The 14,911-nt window shown below is 46.2% G+C and carries 13 protein-coding genes and 1 pseudogene; 2 read left to right on the top strand and 12 right to left on the bottom strand.

Annotated features, from left to right (window positions below; translation table 11 throughout):
* Positions 1-47: 47 nt before the first annotated feature.
* Positions 48-1,163, top strand: a complete 1,116-nt coding sequence (locus ACES2C_RS15375; protein ID WP_374163964.1) for an ATP-binding protein — start codon at positions 48-50, stop codon at positions 1,161-1,163.
* Here the strand turns inward: ACES2C_RS15375 and ACES2C_RS15370 are convergent.
* From ACES2C_RS15370 to sufB, 12 genes and pseudogenes are all read right to left on the bottom strand, one after another.
* On the bottom strand, positions 1,160-1,951 hold the full coding sequence (locus ACES2C_RS15370; RefSeq protein WP_374163963.1) for a ThiF family adenylyltransferase: 792 nt from the start codon (positions 1,949-1,951) through the stop codon (positions 1,160-1,162). The two genes, ACES2C_RS15375 and ACES2C_RS15370, sit on opposite strands and share 4 nt — an antisense overlap.
* 24 nt (positions 1,952-1,975) lie before the next feature.
* Positions 1,976-2,632, bottom strand: a complete 657-nt coding sequence (locus ACES2C_RS15365; RefSeq protein ID WP_374163962.1) for a TatD family hydrolase — start codon at positions 2,630-2,632, stop codon at positions 1,976-1,978.
* A 1-nt stretch (position 2,633) separates the two neighbouring features.
* Positions 2,634-3,488: an HAD-IIA family hydrolase gene (locus ACES2C_RS15360; protein ID WP_374163961.1), complete on the bottom strand. Its 855-nt coding sequence runs from the start codon at positions 3,486-3,488 to the stop codon at positions 2,634-2,636.
* Positions 3,489-3,499: 11 nt separating this feature from the next.
* Positions 3,500-4,537: a hypothetical protein gene (locus tag ACES2C_RS15355; RefSeq protein WP_374163960.1), complete on the bottom strand. Its 1,038-nt coding sequence runs from the start codon at positions 4,535-4,537 to the stop codon at positions 3,500-3,502.
* Positions 4,538-4,591: 54 nt separating this feature from the next.
* On the bottom strand, positions 4,592-5,950 hold the full coding sequence (locus tag ACES2C_RS15350; RefSeq protein ID WP_374163959.1) for a glutamine synthetase family protein: 1,359 nt from the start codon (positions 5,948-5,950) through the stop codon (positions 4,592-4,594).
* 567 nt (positions 5,951-6,517) lie between these two features.
* On the bottom strand, positions 6,518-7,528 hold the full coding sequence (locus ACES2C_RS15345; RefSeq protein WP_374163958.1) for a glutamine synthetase beta-grasp domain-containing protein: 1,011 nt from the start codon (positions 7,526-7,528) through the stop codon (positions 6,518-6,520).
* Between the two features lie 543 nt (positions 7,529-8,071).
* Positions 8,072-8,392: a metal-sulfur cluster assembly factor gene (locus tag ACES2C_RS15340; RefSeq protein ID WP_374163957.1), complete on the bottom strand. Its 321-nt coding sequence runs from the start codon at positions 8,390-8,392 to the stop codon at positions 8,072-8,074.
* A gap of 173 nt (positions 8,393-8,565) precedes the next feature.
* A complete protein-coding gene (locus ACES2C_RS15335; protein ID WP_374163956.1) occupies positions 8,566-8,985 on the bottom strand; it encodes a SufE family protein in 420 nt (139 codons plus the stop codon).
* A gap of 14 nt (positions 8,986-8,999) precedes the next feature.
* Positions 9,000-10,252 (bottom strand): annotated as a pseudogene (locus ACES2C_RS15330) (aminotransferase class V-fold PLP-dependent enzyme).
* Positions 10,253-10,277: 25 nt separating this feature from the next.
* Positions 10,278-11,594 (bottom strand): Fe-S cluster assembly protein SufD, encoded by a 1,317-nt coding sequence (gene sufD, locus ACES2C_RS15325; protein ID WP_374163955.1) that lies wholly within the window; start codon positions 11,592-11,594, stop codon positions 10,278-10,280.
* 17 nt (positions 11,595-11,611) lie between these two features.
* Positions 11,612-12,382, bottom strand: coding sequence for a Fe-S cluster assembly ATPase SufC (gene sufC, locus ACES2C_RS15320; RefSeq protein ID WP_374163954.1), 771 nt, complete (start codon positions 12,380-12,382; stop codon positions 11,612-11,614).
* A 227-nt stretch (positions 12,383-12,609) separates the two neighbouring features.
* Positions 12,610-14,052, bottom strand: a complete 1,443-nt coding sequence (sufB, locus tag ACES2C_RS15315) for a Fe-S cluster assembly protein SufB (protein WP_374163953.1) — start codon at positions 14,050-14,052, stop codon at positions 12,610-12,612.
* A 143-nt stretch (positions 14,053-14,195) separates the two neighbouring features.
* On the opposite strand from sufB, the gene ACES2C_RS15310 reads away from it, so the two are divergent.
* Positions 14,196-14,828, top strand: a complete 633-nt coding sequence (locus tag ACES2C_RS15310; RefSeq protein ID WP_374163952.1) for a helix-turn-helix transcriptional regulator — start codon at positions 14,196-14,198, stop codon at positions 14,826-14,828.
* The last annotated feature ends 83 nt before the right edge of the window (positions 14,829-14,911 follow it).

Raw genomic sequence — 14,911 nt, 5'->3', positions numbered from 1 at the left:
AAGGCTGACACCTCTTTTGGTATGTCTTTTGAAAAAACAGGCACGTAATGATTCTTGATAGTAATGCTGGTAGTTTCGGTACAGAAACGAGAAGTGCGTTAAAAGCATTTCAATACGCTGTTAACTCTGCCGCTATTGTTACAATTACCGATAAGAGGGGTATTATCACTTACGCAAACGAGGCGTTCTGCGAAGTAAGTAGATACCATATAGATGAGCTGGTTGGTAATACACATAAAATAATCAATAGCAGCTATCATCCTAAATCTTTTTTCCAATCAATGTGGAGGATCATTTCCTCCGGCAAAGTGTGGCGGGGAGAAATAAAAAATAAAGCAAAAGACGGCAGTTTTTTCTGGGTTGACACGACGATATCGCCCATCTATAACACTTTAGGAAAAATCACTCATCATTTGTGTCTAAGGTCACTTATAACGGAAAGAAAGGCCCTGGAAATTGATCATGAGAAACTCCTTCTGGAGCTCACCCATAAATACAATGACCTGATGCAGTTCAACTACACGGTGTCGCATAATCTTAGAGGACCGATAGGAAACATCAAGGGTTTGATCCAGTTGGTTAAATCAGGTCAGATCGATACAGCAGAATTGGTTGAAATGGTAGGGAAACTTGCAGAGTCGATGGACCAGGTTATTTCTGACCTCACGCGGCTGCTCTCGGTACATAATACAGGCAGCGAGCACAAGGAGGAAATTTCTCTTAATCACCTTCTTTCGGTTGTCCGCAACAGCCTTTCTGTTCAGATACAGCAGGCACGGGCAGAAATCAAGATTGCACTAGCGGAGGAGGCAACGGTCATTTATTCTGTAAAAGCATACATTCAGAGTGTCTTGTACAATCTGATCAGCAACGCACTAAAGTACAGGAAAGACAATGTGCCCCCTGTCATTAGGGTTGACACAAAGCGTGTAGAGAGATCGCTGGTACTGGTGATGAGTGATAACGGAACGGGTATGGATCTCGAGGCTGTAGGCGATAAGCTCTTTGGCCTTTACAAACGCTTTGACCAGAGCAAAGACGGCAGAGGCATAGGCCTCTATCTGGTCAAGAGCCACGTCGAAACACTGGGAGGAACAATAAGCGTGGACAGTAAACCAGGCGAAGGAACATCCTTTACCATTACCTTACCAGATACGTTCTAACTTGTCGCCTTCTTTTTCGGCTTCACTTTCGGTCTTAATTCTTTTGGCCTCAGTTCCGTTGCTACCTGCTGCCCGAGTAACTCGCGGATCACAACAGATGCACATACTCCTCCGAAAGCAGCCGGCAGATAGGAAATAGTGCCATAAGCCGAACGCTTAAAATTACTGCCGTCTGTCATAATCAAAGACGACTTTAACACTTCTTCTGTTGAAAAGACAGCCTTTATACCAGGACCAACGCCCAGCCTCTTAATGCGCTTCCGCACATATTGGGCGAACTGGCATTGGTAGGTATCCATCAGATCGGCCACCTTTAACTTCGCTGGATCAAATTTGCCGCCAGCTCCCATTGAACTCACCACACGCTGCTTGCTTTGGTAAGCGGTCAGCAAAAGATACAGCTTGGGTGTTACACTATCGATGCAGTCCATCACATAGTCGTATCTTTTCTCCAGAATCTCGCGGCATTTCTTTGGAGTAAGAAAATCCTGAATGACATGCAGCTTCAGATCAGGATTGATATCCTTCAGGCGGCCGGCCATGATTTCCGCCTTTGGCACTCCGTGATTGGTGGCTAGTGCAGGCAGCTGCCTGTTCCTGTTCGAAGGATCTACTACATCCCCATCCACAATGGTCATTTCGCCAACTCCTGCCCTGCATATAAATTCCGCCGCAAAAGACCCCACTCCTCCTAATCCAACAATCAGCACATGCGAACCTTGCAGTGCATTGATTCCCTCATCTCCCACCAGCAGTGCCGAGCGGGAAAGCCAACTTAAGTCAATCATTAGTACTCTTTTTACCCCCTAAACCTAAATAGGTTGCAAAAATAATTTCTTCAAGCTGATTAACCGGAATTTTTTTATTCGTGCCGCCTGCTCATAAACAGCTCGTATTGAGACGTCCCGGTCGTCCGTTTCCAAAAAGAACCGGTCGGCTGGAACTTCAGCAATGACCTTTGCAGCATTACCCCATTCACTTAGCAAGGCGCTCCCGAAGGAAAAGTAAAAGCCCTGGTCTAAAAGCTCGCGCGCCACAGCAAGCTTGTTATTGTAGCCATGTACCACCAGCGGCACGGCGACTGAAAGTCTTCGTTTGGTCTGAACGAGCTCAGCAAAGCACCTCACACAATGGACGATCACCGGCTTGCCCAGGGTGCCCGCAAGCAGCAGTTGTTCTTCAAACACCCGTTGCTGCAGGTCTAATGAGGGTCCCCTTAGCCTGTCCAGTCCGCATTCTCCAACGGCCTTCACGTTACTGGCACCTGCCAGCTCCCTCAGCAATGTCAGCTGCTCACCCACCTTGTCTTCGTCAATGTACCAGGGGTGCACTCCTGCCGAGAACCAGCGATCCGGAGAACCATCACGATCAAAACCGGGATCTTGTCCTATCAAGGGAATGATCAGGTTCTGAATAACCTGTTCCCCCGGTGTTCTTTTCCCTGAGTGCGAATGAAAGTCGAGCAACATCTTACTGCTGAATGACCGCTGATGAGCAAATGTAGGTTGGAATGATCCCGGTGCTGCTGATCCTGGTTTCAGCTTCTGTAGAGAGCGTATTTCCTGACAGGACCAGAATAGTATCCAGTCCGAACTTATTGCCACCTAATATATCGGTGTGAAGTGTATCGCCTACCATTACAATATCTTTCTTGTTCACACCTGTCCGTTCTCTCACCAGCTCGTAGGCAAACATGAACATTTGCGAGTCGGGTTTCCCGAAGCGAATAAATTCCTTTCCTACAATCGTTTCAATCATCGTAGCCAAACTGCCCACGGCAATGCAAACCTCACTGGCGTTCATGGGATACGCATCGTCTGTATTGGCAACAATGGTCGGAATAGTGCGCTTTCTGAGCAGATTAACGGTCTTATTTAAGTCGCCAGACCAGTCAAACCCCTCGTCGTCAAGAAACACGAGCGCACTTACCTCTGAAATATTATCGTCATTGACCTCTGATACCGGCAGGGTTATCAGGCCGGGTCTTTCAATATAATGTGCAGAATCAGCAGTGCCTAAAAAGGCAACAATCCCTTCGTTCACTTTCAGGTCGAGGTACTCCCTGGCCAGCATCCCTGAAGAAATGATACGATCTTCAGTGATAGCGCTCAGGCCCATCTGATGATATTTCTCCGCTAACTGCGCAGGGCTTCTGGAAGCGTCATTCGTGACAATAAAGAATTCTTTCTGCCGCTGCTCCAGGTATTCAAACGTTTTCTCTACTCCTGGCATCAGGCCCTTGTAGTTCTTCAGGACACCAAAGGCATCAAAAAAGACTACTTTGTAAGGATCCACTACTTCTTCAAACAATTGTGTACTGTTCATGAATACTGACTTTACTTAAGCTTTAAAGCTGAAATCAACTTTTCCGAATCAAATTCTTTCTCAATTGAAGGCAGGTAGGTATCGAAAGCTTCCGACTGAAGCTTCGTGGCATACTGCGGACTAAAGAAATAGTTTCCGTCCTTGATCACATAATTCAGGATAAAAAAGCGGTAAACTTCTTTTAGAAAACGAAGTTCGTTTGCCGTGAGGGGATTTACTTTATGATACTCTTCAAGAAAAAGAACGAAGCGGTCTTCCATCATAGGTCCTATGAGATAGCTAAAGACGGTCCGGTCACCTATATCCGAAACTACCCGCGCAAAAAAATAAAAATCCATCATGCGGCTGCTCATCCTGAACCAGTCATAGTCCCATCGCGAGTAGAGCTTCAGGCTCGAGGTGACCGAGAAATTTCCGATGTTCCAGTCAATGAACACCGGGATGGTCTCAAACTTGTCGGCCTTATATAACAGGCGGTTTTTCTGAAATAACTCGCAGTGATGCCTCAAAACATCACGCTGCTCATCGCTGAAAGACGATTTCTTTCTGCTGTTTAGCTGTCTCAAAAGCACCGATATATCAGTACTCAAGGTTTTCGAAGATTTGGGCAGTACGTTCCTGATACGGGAACAGGATTTATGAAACTTGCCGATCTGCTGTCCGAACTTTCGGATATGAGCCTCCGATAATCGTCTTGGAAGTCGCTTCTGAACCCTTACCGGATTGTAAAACACCACCCATGCGTCTGTCGAGGCCGTTTTATACCGGTAGGTAAAAACCCGGTTGTTCTTCAATAATGATTTAGCCAGCAGGTTTTCAAAGGGGTAAAGCAGATTGTTGGCCAGAGAATGAATAATGCGGTGATCCTCCTTAAAATGCTCATACTTTCCAAAGTAAGAAAGCTTGGCTATCACGATATCTTCATCGTCAAAAGTGATCCTGAAGACGTGATTAGTAGAAACCATCGCACTGATATCCTGAATTTTGTAGATCGTTTTAGAAGCGTCATACTCTTTCCAGGCTTTCTTTATAACCCTTAAATGATCCATATTTGATTAACAAGACGAAAGATCACCAGGACCTTTCCATAGCTGTCTTATTTGTTAAATGCCTTCGAAATATCGTTTTAACTCCCACTTACTCACCTGCTTTTCGTATTGACTCCACTCCCACATACGTGTGGCCGTAAAATGCTCTACAAATGCCTTTCCGAACAGGTCAGAAGCAATCGTCGAATTACTCATCGCCTCTGTGGCCGCCCCGAGGTTAGAAGGCAGACGTTGCACATCCTTCTCCTGATATGCGTTGCCCTTTGTTGCCTGAATTTCGAGGGAAAGCTTATTTTTAATGCCATACAGACCTGAGGCCAACGCTGCAGCCATTGCCAGATAGGGATTGCAGTCCGATCCCGGCACCCGTGTTTCCAGCCTCGCGCTCTTTTCTGTTCCATTTAGCGCCCGCAAAGCAGTCGTGCGGTTATCGTAGCCCCAGCTCAGAGTTGTAGGTGCCCATGTCCCTTCAACCAAACGCTTGAAGCTGTTTACGGTCGGCGCGAACATCGGCAAAATATGCGGCAAACAATAGAGCTGTCCTGCTATGTAATGCCTGAAAAGCTCACTGATGCGATCCGACGCCCCTGCCTCATAAAAAAGATTTTTCTTCTGATCGCTGCTCCAAAGACTCTGATGGATATGGCCGCTGCAGCCAGGGAGCTCCGCATTCCACTTGGCCATGAAGGAAGCAACAATGCCGTGACGCGAAGCAATCTCCTTTACTCCCGACTTGAACAGTACGGCCTTGTCCGCAGACCGCAAGACTTTACTATGAAGAATAGCAGCTTCATATACGCCGGGCCCCGTCTCGGTATGCAAGCCTTCCAGGATAATATCGAAGCGACCCAGAAGGTCAAAAACATCGTGATAAAAGGCCGAATGCTGCGAAGGCCTTAATATGGAGTATCCAAACATGCCCGGACTAAGGGGCCGCAGGCCGTTGAAATCCTTATCCTGCAGCGAGTCGGGACTCTCCTTGAAATTGAACCACTCGAACTCCTGAGAAAACTCAGGATGAAAGCCTGCATCCTCACATTCCTTCTCGATACGCCTTAAGAGCGTTCTCGGGCAGACCGGAAGACCTCCCCCATCTCCCGTGCCAAAATCAGCAAGGAAAAAAGGAAGATCCTGCTCCCAGGGGATGGTACGAAAAGTATTCAGATCAATACGGCATAACCGATCAGGAAAACCGGTGTGCCATCCTGTTACCGCCGCATTATCGTAGATCACATCTGAGCTATCCCAGCCGAATACAACATCGCAAAACCCGTATCCCTCGTCCAGACCATCAATAAATTTCTTCCGGTGTATGGTCTTCCCCCTCAGAATGCCGTCAATATCGGCAAACGCAAACTTTACTTTTTGAATATCATGATCCAGCAGATACTTTACGATTTGTGCTTTATCCATTTTATCTTATTCTGAGAAGACACTGGCCTCAATTACGACTTTGTTTATGCAGCTATTAAGGTAATAACAATCGTTGAACTGACAGAAGTTTTTGTTATTATCGCAATACATGGCCACCACATTCTCTTCGCATACGGAACGCTGCCCGATCCAAAAAACACCTACGGCAAAACCTGAAAGCAAATTCTCACTTTCCTGGCAGGGAAAAATGCGAGGGCTTCTCTTTGATGCGGCGACTATCCTGCTGCAATAGATTCCTGCAGCGACTACTCGATTCAGACAACCTTTATGCGCTCGCTACCCCGAATCAAATCATCCCCACATTAGACGACTATGAAGGCTTTGGGCCCCGGCACGCGGTGCCGAATGTGTTTGTTCGTGTAATCAGGCCCGTGTTCACATCTCCGCAGCTAAACCAAAAAGCAAGTTATGATGTCTATGACTACGCGAAGCGATTTCACTAACAGCCTTAAAAAAACAAGTTGCAGGCTTAGTAACCCAATCAGTACGACAAAAAAATCCCCCGTCAGGTAATGCCGGGGGATCTAAAAACTAATAAATATACACTTAAACGATAGCCGACTTCACCGTCTTGATAATCCTTGCAGCTACTTTATACGGATCTGCTGCAGAGTTAGGACGACGATCTTCCAGATAACCGTTCCAGCCTCTTTCTACGGTAGCCAGAGGAATACGAATTGAAGCACCTCTGTCAGACACACCATAGCTGAAGTCGTGAATAGAAGCAGTTTCATGCTTTCCGGTCAAGCGCAGATGATTGTCAGCACCATACACTTCAATGTGTTCCTTTACTACAGGACGGAATGCTTCACATATTTTATCATAAGTTTCCTTATTGCCAGCTGTTCTCAAAACAGAATTTGAGAAGTTAGCGTGCATTCCTGACCCGTTCCAGTCAAGAGTACCGAGCGGTTTACAGTGCCAGTTAATGGACACTCCATATTTTTCACCAATTCTTTCGAGGAGGTAACGACCGATCCAGATCTGGTCTCCAGCTTCTTTAGCACCCTTTGCAAAGATCTGGAATTCCCACTGCCCTGCAGCTACCTCGGCATTAATACCTTCAACATTCAGGCCGGCGTCAAGACAGGCATCCAGATGCTCTTCAACGATCTCCCTGCCAAAAGCATTCTTCGCTCCTACTGAACAGTAGTAAGGGCCTTGCGGAGCCGGGTAACCGTTTACAGGAAAACCAAGGGGCTTATTTGTTTCCGGATCCCAAAGGAAATATTCCTGTTCAAAGCCAAACCAGAAATCATTATCATCATCATCAATTAAAGCGCGACCGTTAGACTCATGAGGAGTGCCATCAGCAGTCAGTACTTCACACATAACAAGGAAAGCATCTTTACGCTGCGGATCAGGACAAATAAACACAGGTTTTAAAACACAGTCAGACGATCCTCCCGGAGCCTGTTCTGTAGAAGAACCATCGAAGCTCCAAAGCGGGCAATCTTCTAATTTACCACTAAAATTCTTTACAATTTTTGTTTTACTGCGCAGGCTTTGTGTGGGTTTATAGCCGTCAAGCCAAATGTACTCTAATTTTGTTGCCATTTTTTGATGATTTCAGAAATAATAGTTTCAAATATGGCAACTTTGACATAAAAAAACGAATACAAAAAACAATTTTATAACAAAGAACATATTTTTTGCCATTTCATCATAAATTCAATAAAAAAATGGGGAAACATCTAATTACAAACCACCAAACCCCAACATCATTGATAAAATTACAATTAGGGCAATAAGATTACCAAGGAGTACGCGGCGTTTTGCACCAAACGGCAGGATTATTGATAAGGCGGGAAGTTTAATAAGAGAATAAATGAATACACGGATAAAGGGAGAAAAAGCTGCGGCCGCAACCATATTAATGAAAAAACGGCATCAAAAGACACTTTTCAAGAAATACACTCATGAGCTGCGCTCACACACAGGAGATGAAAGCTGGTTGAGTGTTCTTTGTGGCCATTAAAAAACAATTAGACTTTCACAAAAAAGAGCCATTTTAAACCAAGGGGTACGCTCCGGTCAGGAATTACGGACGAAAAAAAGTCGGATAAGGTTGTCGCGACTAACGCCGTGCAGGAAAACAGACTAGAAGAATCCAAGTTCGAGCTTAGCGTCTTCGCTCATCATAGATTTATCCCAGGGCGGATCAAAGGATATCTCTACCCGTACTTCCTTTACTCCATCCAGAGAGGCCACCGCATCCTGCACATCGCGCAAGATCTGATCCGCAGCCGGACAGGCAGGCGCAGTAAGGGTCATGACAATCTTAACGATTCCCTCGGGAAAGGTATGCAGCTCGTAGATAAGACCAAGCTCATAAACATCCACGGGTATCTCGGGATCAAAAACGCTTTTCAGCTTCTCTATAACCCCTTCTTTTATGCCAGCTTTATCATCTATGATCATATGGGTTCGCGTTGAGTTTTATTAATTGTTTTTCAGCGGGCTCAATGAGATCATTCGCTAAGTCTTCAAAAACGAGAAAGAACACCCAATCAGCTTCAATCCCCCACTCCATGTGCAGCTTGCAATGCTTTTCACCAAACGAATTTTCCGGCCGTCAGACGCGTTGCTATCGCCTAAGCGAGTTGACTGAAGGCAATCGCGTATAGTTTAATTTGCTTCACCATCGCCAGGAGCCCATTAGAGCGAGTGGGCGATAAATGTTCCTTCAGGCCAATCTTATCGATAAAGTAAAGATCAGCATTCTTAATCTCCTCAGGAGTAAAGCCAGAAAGGACCCGAACGATCAAGCTAACCAGTCCCTTTGAAATGATAGCATCGCTGTCAGCCGTGAAGTAGATCTTGCCATCCGTGAATTCAGGGTGAAGCCACACCTTAGACTGGCAACCTTTTATGATGTACTTATCCTGCTTAAACTGTTCATCAATCACCGGGAGCTCCTTGCCGATCTGGATAATCTGTTCATACTTATCCACCCAGTCGGTCAGGTATTCAAACTCCTCTATTAACTCATCTTGTTTTTCGTTGATTGTCATCGCATATATTTCACTTACATAAGCATTTTCAGTGTCCTTTTCAGGCAGCTTATGAAGTAGTCTATTTCCTCAGTTGTATTGTAAATAGCCAGAGATAACCGAACTGTGCCGGGTATGCAGAAAAAATCCATCACCGGCTGCGTGCAATGGTGCCCTGTGCGCACTGCTATCCCCATTTTATCTAACAGGACCCCTACATCGTAAGGATGCACTCCCGGTACTGAGAGCGACAAAGCACTTGTCTTCGACTTCGCCGTCCCGATAACACCTACTTCAGGCATTTCAGAGATGAGCGAGGTAGCATACTGAAGCAGCCCGTTTTCAAACCGTGAGATCTCATTGATCCCAAGTTCGTTGATAAAATCAACAGCAGCTTTTAAGGTAATAGCACCCTCAATATGAGGAGTTCCCGCTTCGTACTTAAAGGGCAGCTCGTTGTACTCCGTCCCCGTAAAGGTAACCGTCTTAATCATATCGCCTCCCCCTGATAAGGAGGAAGCTTTTCGAGCCACTCTTCTTTCCCATAGAGAATTCCAATGCCTGTAGGCCCGTACATTTTGTGTCCTGAAAAAGCCAGGAAGTCACAATCCAGCTCCTGTACGTCGATCGGAAGATGCTGAACGGCTTGCGCAGCATCAATAAGGACAGCTGCCCCCGCCGCATGTGCTTTCTGAATGATCTCTTTAACCGGATTGATGGTACCAAGCGTGTTAGACACATAGGTAACCGCTACTATTTTCACCGTTTCGTCAAGCAGGCGCTCAAACTCATCCATCATCAGCTCGCCATCCTCATTCATCGGAATCACCTTCAGCATCGCACCCGTGCGGTCGCACATCAGCTGCCAGGGTACAATATTAGAGTGATGCTCCATGGCCGAAATCAGCACAGAGTCGCCTTCCTTCACCGCATACTCGCCGAACACCTGGGCAATAAGATTGATCCCGTCGGTAGTCCCTTTTGTAAAGATCACCTCACTGGAGCTTCTTGCATTGATGAACGACTTGATCGCGTTCCTTGAAACTTCATAAGCATCCGTTGCCTTCTGACTAAGATGATGAACGCCGCGGTGGATGTTGCTATTAATCGTGCTATAGTAGTCGCTGATAGCATGAATAACCGAGTAAGGCTTCTGAGTGGTGGCGGCATTGTCAAAATAGACAAGCGGCTTTCCGTAAACCGACTGATGCAGCGCCGGAAATTGCTTCGCAATTGGCTCGCCACCGTACAAAAACTCTTTTACTATATTCTCGGTGTTTACTTCCATGAGTCTGATCCTCCAGCCCGGTAATTTAGGCAATTACCAGGTTTTCTGTTTGTAATTTTTTATGCAGCAGAGCCTCGGCGTAATCCCTTAGGGCAGGAACCTCTATCTGCGAAAGCACATCTACGATGAAGGCTTCCATTAGCAGCCGGCGCGAAGTCTCTTCTCCAATCCCTCTGGATTTCAAATAAAAGAGAGCTTCTTTGTTCATCTGTCCCACAGTTGAACCATGAGAACATTTCACATCGTCAGCAAATATTTCCAGTTGCGGCTTGCTGTTCACCGTAGCCTCATTACTCAGCAACAAGTTATTGTTTTGCTGAAAAGCATTGGTCTTCTGCGCATCAGGGCGTACATATACTTTCCCGTTAAATACCCCGCGGGATCTGTCCTGCAGGATGCCCTTGTACAACTCGCTGCTATTGCAATTCGGCATCTGATGATCCACCAGCGTATGATTATCCACGTGCTGCTCGCCAGTCACCAGATAAGCACCGATGAGGTTTGTTTCCGTATTGCTTTCCTTCAAGCGGAAGTTCAGATCATTTCTGGTAAGAACGTTGTCGCTCAGGGAGATATTTGAATTATTCAGCACACTATTCCGAAACTGATACACCTCTCTGTGCTGGATGAAACAGACGTTCTGACCCAGGGTATTGATCATATGTGAATGAAATACGGCGCCTTCATCGATCTGCTGTTCATTGACATAGCTCACCAGTACCGGAGCTGTTGCATCTGAATGAAAACTTTCGATCACCGTAGCCTCACTGAGCTTTTCGGCGATCACCAGCGTCCGGTAGGGAACAAAAGCCGCGGCCGTATTACCAGTATAGATGTGCGACAGGTGTACCGGCTTTTCTATCACCGCCTTTGCCTCAACGTGCAGAACGCTGAAGTCGGTAAAAAAAGCGGTATTCATAGCCAGTATCCCGCTGTCCTCAGTCGCAATAGAGCCAATCTTCCCTGCAAAGCGCGGGTCTGCCAATGCCGCACTACCCTCAAGGAAGCTCATTCCATCGGGCAGCGGATCAGACAGGTCAGCCTGAAATTTTCCATTGACGATCACCAGCCTGCTGGCTTCAAGCTCGTCCATTGCAAGCGAAAGTTTAACAGGGTGATCTTCACCCTGCAATTTAAAATCATGTGAAATAAACCGGTCTAGATTGGTATACTTCCACTCTTCATCCTTCCGCGAAGGAAGTCCCTTTTCTGAGAACACGGCAAATGCCGCCTCTCTTTTCTCTGTCAGCCATGCAGGTTCGCTAAGTCGCTGAACTTCCTGCCGGCCGGCAAAAGAAGCAGTAAGATATTGATAAAAATTATTGAATATTCCTTTTTCCATTTTGTGTGATCTAAACATTAAAGAGAATGCGATGCCTGAGCACTTAATTCGTCTTTAACCCAGTCATACCCTTTTTCTTCAAGCTCCAAAGCGAGTTCTTTTGTACCCGATTTGATGATACGTCCATCATAAAGAATATGCACAAAATCAGGAACGATATAGTCTAATAAACGCTGATAGTGCGTGATCACCAAAAAGGCATTATTCTGCGACCTCAGCTTGTTTACGCCGTTAGCCACGATGCGCAGGGCATCAATGTCAAGGCCCGAGTCGGTCTCATCCAGGATCGCCAGCTTGGGATCGAGCATCGCCAGTTGCAGGATCTCATTTCGCTTTTTCTCACCGCCCGAAAATCCTTCATTCAAAGACCTGTTCACCAGAGAGGCCTTTAATTCTACCAACTCCTGCTTATCTTTCAGGAGCTTTAAAAAATCCTTTGAGCTTAGAGCCTCAAGGCCCCTGTATGCCCGGATCTCAGAAAGGGCCGTCTTTAAAAAGTTGATATTCGATACGCCCGGAATTTCTACCGGATACTGAAATGCAAGAAACAAACCCTCTCTGGCACGGTCTTCAGGAGACATGTCTAAAAGATCCTTTTCGTCAAATAACACTTCTCCGCCTGTCACTTCATAGCTTTCTTTTCCAGCCAGAACCGATGCAAGAGTACTCTTTCCGGACCCGTTCGGTCCCATAATCGCGTGTATTTCCCCTGCATTCACCTGCAGGTTTATTCCTTTTAAAATCTCTTTCCCTTCTACAGAAGTTTGAAGATTATTAATTTTTAGCATTTCGTATATGATTATTTACGTTTTTAAACAATTATTAGCGGTAAGCTTTCAGCTGTTGGCGGTTGGCGATTAGCTGTTGGCCGTTAGCTCTTGGCTATCAGCTTTCAGCCTTCCGCTTTGAGCCTACCGCTTTCTGCTTTAAGCTTTCTGCTTTAAGCTTTCTGCCTTCAGCTTTCAGCTCTCACAACCTACAACCTACAACTTACAACTCAAAACTCACAACCCAATTACCCCACACTACCATCAAGCGATATGGCAAGAAGCTTCTGGGCTTCCACAGCGAACTCCATGGGGAGGTTATTCAGCACTTCCCTGGCATAGCCATTCACAATCAGCGCTACCGCTTTCTCCGTATCAATGCCCCGCTGATTCAGATAAAAGATCTGATCTTCCGCAATCTTCGAAGTGGTGGCTTCGTGCTCTATAATAGAAGTACTGTTCTTCCCTTCGATATACGGGAACGTGTGTGCGCCGCATTTATCACCGATCAGTAACGAGTCGCACTGGGTAAAGTTACGGGCATTCTCCGCGTTTGCCGCGATAGAGACGAGGCCCCTGTAACTGTTATGACTTTTCCCTGCCGAGATCCCCTTTGAGATGATCCGGCTCTTGGTATTCTTACCCAGGTGGATCATCTTGGTACCGGTATCAGCCAGCTGGTGATTACGGGTCATAGCAACAGAGTAAAACTCTCCCGAAGAATTATCACCTTTCAGGATCACACCCGGATATTTCCAGGTGATGGCCGAACCGGTCTCCACCTGCGTCCACGAAATCTTCGAATTATCGCCCTTACAGATTCCCCGCTTCGTCACGAAGTTGTATACACCACCTTTCCCTTCCTTGTCTCCGGGATACCAGTTCTGCACGGTTGAATATTTGATCTCGGCATTATCGAGTGCAATCAGCTCTACTACTGCAGCGTGAAGCTGATTCTCATCACGCATGGGAGCCGTACACCCTTCCAGATAGCTGACATAACTGCTGTCGTCGGCCACAATCAAGGTCCTCTCAAACTGCCCGCTGTTCATCGCATTGATCCGGAAATAAGTCGACAGCTCCATCGGACAACGAACTCCCTTCGGAATATAAGCGAATGAGCCGTCAGAAAAAACAGCCGAATTCAACGCAGCAAAAATGTTATCTCCCGGAGGGACCACCGTACCGAGGTATTTCTTAACAAGCTCAGGATGATTCTGAACTGCCTCCCCGAAAGAACAGAAGATCACTCCCTTCTCTGCCAGCTTCTCCTTGAACGTAGTAGCTACCGAAACGCTGTCGAAAACCACATCCACAGCCACTCCTGTCAGCACCTTCTGTTCGTTCAGCGGAATTCCAAGCTTCTCAAAGGTCTCCAGAAGCTCCGGATCCACTTCGTCTAAACTATTCAGTTTTTTCTTCTTCGGAGCTGCATAATAAGATATCTCCTGAAAATCTATCGTGGGAAGATCGAAGTTCTGCCAGTCCGGCATCTCCATTTCCAGAAAGCGCTTCAAGGCCTTTAAACGCCATTCCAGAAGCCATTCAGGTTCATTCTTCTTTGCTGAAATGTAGCGAACAGTATCCTCGTTTAAGCCCCTTGGGGCCATCTCCATTTCAATATCGGTGCTGAACCCGTATTCATATTCGCTGGTGGCAAGCGATTCCAATAACTCCTGATCTTTGCTCATAATTCAAACATTACACCCTCTTCTCGTTCATTATCAGAGGGATAACCTATATTTTAATAACTTTTTTAAAAAATAGTTTAGTTTTATTTGTTACAAAGTTACTACTTTTGCAATTAAACAAGTAAAAACTTGGAAAAATATTTATGCGTCCTAACAGATTCTTACAGCTTTTAAAGACACGGGGGCCTCTCACTGCAAAGGAGATTGCTGAAGAATTAGGCATTACAAACGAAGGTGCCCGCCAGCAGCTGGTCCGCTTGTCTGAAGAGGGACTGGTTAGGTACAACTCTTCCACAAAGGGAGTCGGACGCCCGGTGCAAGTATACGAATTAACCGACAAGGCTAATACGTCCTTCCCAAATAACCACGCTGCGCTGACAGTTGAACTTCTCGACACCATCAAAGAACAGCTCGGTCAGGAAGCGCTCAACGTGGTTATCACCTCCCGCGAGGCAGAAACAGTAAAGCGCTACAAGGCTATCCTGAAGGACTTTAACAAACTCGACGATCTTATTGCCGGTTACACCGCCATCAGAACCAATGAAGGCTATATGGCCGAGTTTAAAAAAGAACAGAACGGACAGTTTCTTTTATTCGAGAACAATTGCCCGATTGGAGCGGCTGCCAGTTCCTGTAAACACTTTTGTGAGTCAGACATGCGCGTCCTGAAAGAGATCCTGGGCAGCAAGGTCAGTATCGAGCGGATGGATCATATTGCCTCCGGAGAGAGGCGCTGCACCTACCGCATCAAAAGTCTTGACGAAAAACATTCCTGAGCTGCACGCACAAACAGAGATGAAAGCCGACTGAGTGTTCTTCTTGACCACTTAAACTTACCAAAGCTATCTCATTAATGCCT

Source organism: Arcticibacter sp. MXS-1, assembly GCF_041902385.1.
In the GTDB taxonomy this organism is placed as follows: domain Bacteria; phylum Bacteroidota; class Bacteroidia; order Sphingobacteriales; family Sphingobacteriaceae; genus Arcticibacter.
The sequence above is the reverse complement of the archived record's forward strand: the minus strand, read 5'-3'. Positions and strand labels throughout refer to the sequence as shown.

What these genes read in the sequence shown, in the direction of transcription:
- ACES2C_RS15345 (WP_374163958.1), bottom strand. Translation starts at nt 7,528, where the DNA reads ATGGCAACAAAATTAGAGTACATTTGGCTTGACGGCTATAAACCCACA.
- ACES2C_RS15355 (WP_374163960.1), bottom strand. Translation starts at nt 4,537, where the DNA reads ATGGATCATTTAAGGGTTATAAAGAAAGCCTGGAAAGAGTATGACGCT.
- ACES2C_RS15365 (WP_374163962.1), bottom strand. Translation starts at nt 2,632, where the DNA reads ATGTTGCTCGACTTTCATTCGCACTCAGGGAAAAGAACACCGGGGGAA.
- sufC (WP_374163954.1), bottom strand. Translation starts at nt 12,382, where the DNA reads ATGCTAAAAATTAATAATCTTCAAACTTCTGTAGAAGGGAAAGAGATT.
- ACES2C_RS15310 (WP_374163952.1), top strand. Translation starts at nt 14,196, where the DNA reads ATGCGTCCTAACAGATTCTTACAGCTTTTAAAGACACGGGGGCCTCTC.
- sufB (WP_374163953.1), bottom strand. Translation starts at nt 14,052, where the DNA reads ATGAGCAAAGATCAGGAGTTATTGGAATCGCTTGCCACCAGCGAATAT.
- ACES2C_RS15375 (WP_374163964.1), top strand. Translation starts at nt 48, where the DNA reads ATGATTCTTGATAGTAATGCTGGTAGTTTCGGTACAGAAACGAGAAGT.
- ACES2C_RS15340 (WP_374163957.1), bottom strand. Translation starts at nt 8,392, where the DNA reads ATGATCATAGATGATAAAGCTGGCATAAAAGAAGGGGTTATAGAGAAG.
- ACES2C_RS15360 (WP_374163961.1), bottom strand. Translation starts at nt 3,488, where the DNA reads ATGAACAGTACACAATTGTTTGAAGAAGTAGTGGATCCTTACAAAGTA.
- ACES2C_RS15335 (WP_374163956.1), bottom strand. Translation starts at nt 8,985, where the DNA reads ATGACAATCAACGAAAAACAAGATGAGTTAATAGAGGAGTTTGAATAC.
- ACES2C_RS15350 (WP_374163959.1), bottom strand. Translation starts at nt 5,950, where the DNA reads ATGGATAAAGCACAAATCGTAAAGTATCTGCTGGATCATGATATTCAA.
- sufD (WP_374163955.1), bottom strand. Translation starts at nt 11,594, where the DNA reads ATGGAAAAAGGAATATTCAATAATTTTTATCAATATCTTACTGCTTCT.
- ACES2C_RS15370 (WP_374163963.1), bottom strand. Translation starts at nt 1,951, where the DNA reads ATGATTGACTTAAGTTGGCTTTCCCGCTCGGCACTGCTGGTGGGAGAT.